Below are 5,326 nucleotides of genomic sequence, written 5' to 3'. Positions count from 1 at the left end.
CCAGGCCGTGGACTCCTCGGCGATGGTGACGACCCCCGGGCAGCGCCGGTACACGGTCGCGTTCATCTCCTGGAGGAAGGCCACCGCGTCCAGGTTCTCCCGGCCGCCGTGCTCGTTCGGCGTCCACTGGCCCGGCTCGCGCGAGTAGTCCAGGTACAGCATCGAGGCCACGGCGTCCACGCGCAGCCCGTCGATGTGGAACTCCTCGCACCAGTACACGGCGTTCGCCACCAGGAAGTTGCGCACCTCCCGGCGGCCGAAGTCGAACTCCAGCGTCCCCCAGTCCGGATGCGCGGCCCGCAGCGGATCGTGGTGCTCGTACAGCGGACGCCCGTCGAACTCGGCCAGCGCCCAGTCGTCGCGCGGGAAGTGCGCCGGCACCCAGTCCATCAGCACACCGATCCCGGCCTGATGCAGCCTGTCCACCAGGTGGCGGAAGTCGTCCGGTGTGCCGAGCCGGGCCGTGGGGGCGTAGAAGCCGGTCACCTGGTAGCCCCAGGAGCCGCCGAAGGGATGCTCGGCGACCGGCATCAGCTCCACATGCGTGAAACCCAACTCGGAGACATAGGCAGGGAGTTGGTCGGCCAGCTCGCGATACGACAGCCCCGGCCGCCAGGAGGGCAGATGGACCTCGTACACCGACAGCGGCGCCCGGTGCACGTCTCTGTCCCCCCGGTGTGCCATCCACTGCGCGTCGCCCCACTCGTGGTGCGAGGCGGTCACGATCGACGAGGTGGCGGGCGGGGCCTCCGTGCGGCGGGCCAGCGGATCGGCGCGCAGGGTGCGCGAGCCGTCGGGACGGGTGATCTCGAACTTGTACAGCTCGCCCTCGCCGAGGCCCGGCACGAACAGCTCCCACACCCCGGACGAGCCCAGCGAGCGCATCGGATGCCCGGTGCCGTCCCAGAAGTCGAAACCGCCCGCGAGCCGCACCCCGCGCGCGTCCGGCGCCCACACCGCGAACCGGGTGCCGGACACGCCCTCGTGCACCGTGACATGCGCGCCGAGCGCCCGCCACAGCTGCTCGTGCCGGCCCTCGCCGATCAGATGCAGGTCCAGCTCGCCGAGCGTGGGCAGGAAACGGTAGGCGTCCTCGGTCTCCAGGACCGTCCCCTCGTACGCCACGCGCAGCCGGTAGGCGGGGACCTCGGGGAGCGGGAGCAGGCCGCTGAAGAAGCCGTCCCCGTCGTCGTGCAGTTCCGCCTTCAGCTCGCCGGCGACGACGGTGACGGACAGCGCGTACGGCCGAAAGGCCCGGAACGCGACACCGCCCGGCACCGGATGGGCGCCGAGGACCGCGTGCGGGTCGTGATGGACGCCGTGCAGCAGCCGCTCGCGGTCGGCTCGGTCCACGGCGGCGGAGCCGGTGTGCCGGTTCGTCACGGACGGGCCTCCTGGTCGGACGCGGCGAGCCGGCGGATCGCCGAGAGCGGTACGGGGAGCCAGTCGGGCCGGTGCCGGGCCTCGTAGAGCACCTCGTACACCGCCTTGTCGGTCTCGTAGGCCCGCAGCAGCACCGCGTCGGCGCGCGGATCGCGGCCCGCCACCTGCGCGTACCCCGCGCAGTAGGCGGCCCGGCACCCGCGCGCCCAGTCCGGTGCGGGCGGCCGCACCGAGTGGGCCGCGTAGTCGAAGGAGCGCAGCATCCCGGCGACGTCCCGCACCGGCGGCTGCGGCAGGCGCCGTTCGGCGAGCGGCCGGGCCGGCTCGCCCTCGAAGTCGATCAGCGACCAGGTCCCGTCCGCCGCGCGCAGACACTGCCCGAGGTGCAGATCGCCGTGGATCCGCTGCGCGGTCCAGGTGCGGCCCTCGGCGGCCGGCCGGTCCAGATCCGCGTATGCCTGCCGCAGCCCGTCCTCGTACGGCCGCAGCGCCGGTACGGCCTGTACGGCCGCCCCCAGCCGCTCCCTCATCCCCTCGGCCAGCGCCCGCAGGGGGGCGTGCCCGAGGGTGACCGTCGGCAGGGCGCGGGCGAGCGCGGTGTGCACCTCGGCGGTGGCCCGGCCCAGCGCGCGCGCCTCGGCGACGAAGTCCTCGCCCTTGGCCAGTTCGCGCAGCGCCAGCTCCCAGCCGTCGGCCGCGCCGCGCACGAAGGGCTGGAGCACGGCGAGGACATACGTCTCCCGCCCGATCTCCGCGCGCGCCCACGCCGTCGGCGCGGGCACCCGGGGGCAGCCCTCGCGGGCCAGCGCGAGCGGCAGCTCCAGGTCGGGATTGACGCCGGGCACCACCCGGCGCAGCAGCTTCAGGATGAACGTGTCGCCGTACACCACCGAGGAGTTGGACTGTTCGGCGGTCAGCAGCCGGGCCACCAGACCCGTGCGGATCTCGTGCCCCGGGTCCCGTTCGAAGCGCAGCCCGCCGACGCGGGCCCGGGTGCGCAGGGCCTCCAGGAGCACTTCGGCGGGCCGGGGGTCGTACAGGGCCTCGTACACCGTGCGTCCGGCGAGCGGCCCCTCGTCCACGTGTCCGATCAGCGCGGGCGCCAGCCGGGGCGGCAGCGCCTCGCGCACGCCTATGAGGAACTGGTAGCAGTCGCCGGGGCCGCGCAGGTCCGGCTGGTGGACGCGGAGCAGCAGATGGTACAGGCCGAGGCGGCCGTGGGGCGGGAGCAGCTCGGTGACGGCGACCGGGGTGAACCCGGTGACCGCGCGTCCCTTGCCCGCGAACCAGCGTTGTCTCGGCAGCCAGGTGCGCAACAGAGGAGCGAGGGAATCCAGGAGCGAGGGGGTGGTGACCGGATCCGCCATGGGGGTCATGTCCTTTCCCCGGGGTCGTCGGGGGTGTTCCTTGTGCGTGCCCCGGGCGGGCCGGTGGAAACGCGCCACCGCCCCGCCCGGCCGGAACCACACGGGTCCGCTACGCGGACTCGCGGCGCAGCCTGAACCAGTAGAAGCCGTGCCCCGCGAGGGTGAGCAGGTACGGCAGTTCACCGATCGCCGGGAAGCGGACCCCGCCGAACAGTTCGACGGGATGCCGCCCGCGGAACCGGCTCAGGTCCAGCTCGGTCGGCTGGGCGAAGCGCGAGAAGTTGTGCACGCACAGCACGAGGTCGTCCTCGCCGTCCCGCGACAGGGGTGCCTCACGCAGGAAGGCGAGCACCGCCGGGTTGGAGGACTGGAGCTCGTTGTACGACCCGAGTCCGAAGGCGGGGTTCTGCTTGCGGATCTCGATCATGCGCCGGGTCCAGTGCAGCAGCGACGACGGCGAGGACATCGCGGCTTCCACGTTGGTGACCTGGTAGCCGTAGACGGGGTCCATGATCGTCGGCAGGAAGAGCCGCCCGGGGTCGCTGGACGAGAAGCCGGCGTTGCGGTCGGGGGTCCACTGCATGGGGGTGCGGACGGCGTCGCGGTCGCCGAGCCAGATGTTGTCGCCCATGCCGATCTCGTCGCCGTAGTAGAGGATCGGTGAGCCGGGCAGGGAGAGCAGCAGGGCGGTGAACAGCTCGATCTGGTTGCGGTCGTTGTCGAGGAGCGGGGCGAGGCGGCGGCGGATGCCGATGTTGGCGCGCATGCGGGGGTCCTTGGCGTATTCGGCCCACATGTAGTCGCGTTCTTCGTCGGTGACCATTTCGAGGGTGAGCTCGTCGTGGTTGCGCAGGAAGATGCCCCACTGGCATTTCGACGGGATCGCGGGGGTCTTGGCGAGGATCTCGGAGACCGGGTAGCGCGATTCGCGGCGTACGGCCATGAAGATGCGTGGCATGACGGGGAAGTGGAAGGCCATGTGGCACTCGTCGCCGCCGGTGCCGTAGTCGCCGAAGTAGTCGACCACGTCCTCGGGCCACTGGTTGGCCTCCGCCAGCAGCACCGTGTCCGGGTACTGGGTGTCGATCTCCTTGCGGACCCGCTTCAGGAACTCATGGGTCGCCGGCAGGTTCTCGCAGTTGGTGCCCTCCTGCTGGTACAGGTACGGCACGGCGTCCAGCCGGAACCCGTCGATGCCGAGATCCAGCCAGAACTTCAGCGCGGAGATCATCTCCTCCTGCACCGCCGGGTTCTCGTAGTTCAGATCCGGCTGGTGCGAGAAGAAGCGGTGCCAGTAGTACTGCTTGCGTACGGGGTCGTACGTCCAGTTGGAGGCCTCGGTGTCGACGAAGATGATCCGGGCGTCCTGGAACTGCTTGTCGTCGTCGGCCCATACGTAGTAGTCGCCGTACGGCCCGTCCGGGTCGCGCCTCGACTCCTGGAACCACGGGTGCTGGTCGCTGGTGTGGTTCATGACGAAGTCGATGATGACGCGCATGCCGCGCTGGTGGGCGGCGTCCACGAACTCCACGAAGTCGGCGAGGTCGCCGAACTCGGGCAGGACGGCCGTGTAGTCCGAGACGTCGTAACCACCGTCCCGCAGCGGTGACTTGAAGAACGGCGGGAGCCACAGGCAGTCCACGCCGAGCCATTGCAGATAGTCGAGCTTGGCGGTCAGACCTTTCAGGTCGCCGATGCCGTCGCCGTTGCTGTCCTGGAAGGAGCGGACCAGGACCTCGTAGAAGACGGCGCGTTTGAACCAATCCGGGTCACGGTCCTTGGCGGGCGTGTCCTCGAAGGTGTCCGGAACGGGCTCATTGACGATCATGTGGTGGGTGACCCTCCGATCTGCGGGGTGGACGGTCGCAGGACGCTGAAGACGTGCGCGGGCCTGAGGCCCGGTTCGAGGCGCACATAGTTGGCCCTGCCCCAGTGATAGGTCTCGCCGGTGAGCTCGTCGCGCACCGGCACGGACTCGTGCCATTCCAGGCCGAGTTGCGGCATGTCCAACGAGACCGTGGCCTCCTGGGTGTGGCGGGGATCGAGGTTCGCGACCACCAGAACCGTGTTCGACCCGCTCCGCTTCGAGTAGGCGATCACCGCGTCCTTGTCGGCGTGGTGGAAGTGCAGATCGCGCAGTTGGCGCAGCGCCGGATTCTGCCGTCGGACGGTGTTGAGGCGGGTGATGAGGGGGGCGATGCTGCGGCCCTCGCGTTCGGCGGACTCCCAGTCGCGGGGCCTGAGTTGGTACTTCTCGGAGTCGAGGTACTCCTCGCTGCCGTCCTTCAGCGGGGTGTTCTCGCACAGTTCGTAGCCGCTGTACAGGCCCCAGGCGGGGGAGAGGGTGGCGGCGAGCACGGCGCGGACCTCGAAGGCGGGGCGGCCGCCGTGCTGGAGGTAGGCGTGCAGGATGTCCGGGGTGTTGGCGAAGAGGTTCGGCCGCATGTACGCGGCGGCCTCGCCGGTCAACTCGGTGAGGTGTTCGGTGAGTTCGTGCTTGGTGTTGCGCCAGGTGAAGTAGGTGTAGGACTGCTGGAAGCCGATCTGGGCGAGGGTGTGCATCATCGCGGGGCGGG

Annotated in this window: 3 protein-coding genes and 1 pseudogene; all 4 read right to left on the bottom strand. The window is 70.6% G+C overall.

Features of this window, described 5'->3' with window-relative positions:
- Positions 1-1,581 (bottom strand): 1,4-alpha-glucan branching enzyme (gene glgB, locus ACFC8N_RS48595; protein ID WP_376296073.1); only part of this gene is annotated, 1,581 nt, incomplete at its 3' end.
- An 893-nt stretch (positions 1,582-2,474) separates the two neighbouring features.
- Positions 2,475-2,750 (bottom strand): annotated as a pseudogene (locus ACFC8N_RS48590) (maltokinase); the annotation flags it as partial.
- A 109-nt stretch (positions 2,751-2,859) separates the two neighbouring features.
- Positions 2,860-4,578, bottom strand: a complete 1,719-nt coding sequence (treS, locus tag ACFC8N_RS48585; protein WP_362818827.1) for a maltose alpha-D-glucosyltransferase — start codon at positions 4,576-4,578, stop codon at positions 2,860-2,862.
- Positions 4,575-5,326: alpha-glucosidase C-terminal domain-containing protein (locus ACFC8N_RS48580; protein ID WP_376296072.1), on the bottom strand; the 752-nt coding region annotated here is incomplete at its 5' end. The genes treS and ACFC8N_RS48580, both read right to left, overlap by 4 nt.

Source organism: Streptomyces sp. NPDC055966 (genome assembly GCF_042269865.1).
Taxonomy (GTDB): Bacteria; Actinomycetota; Actinomycetes; order Streptomycetales; family Streptomycetaceae; genus Streptomyces.
This window is presented reverse-complemented; position numbering and strand designations above follow the sequence as displayed.

Excerpts from the sequence above, each read along its gene's own strand:
- treS (WP_362818827.1), bottom strand. The coding sequence starts at position 4,578 with ATGATCGTCAATGAGCCCGTTCCGGACACCTTCGAGGACACGCCCGCC.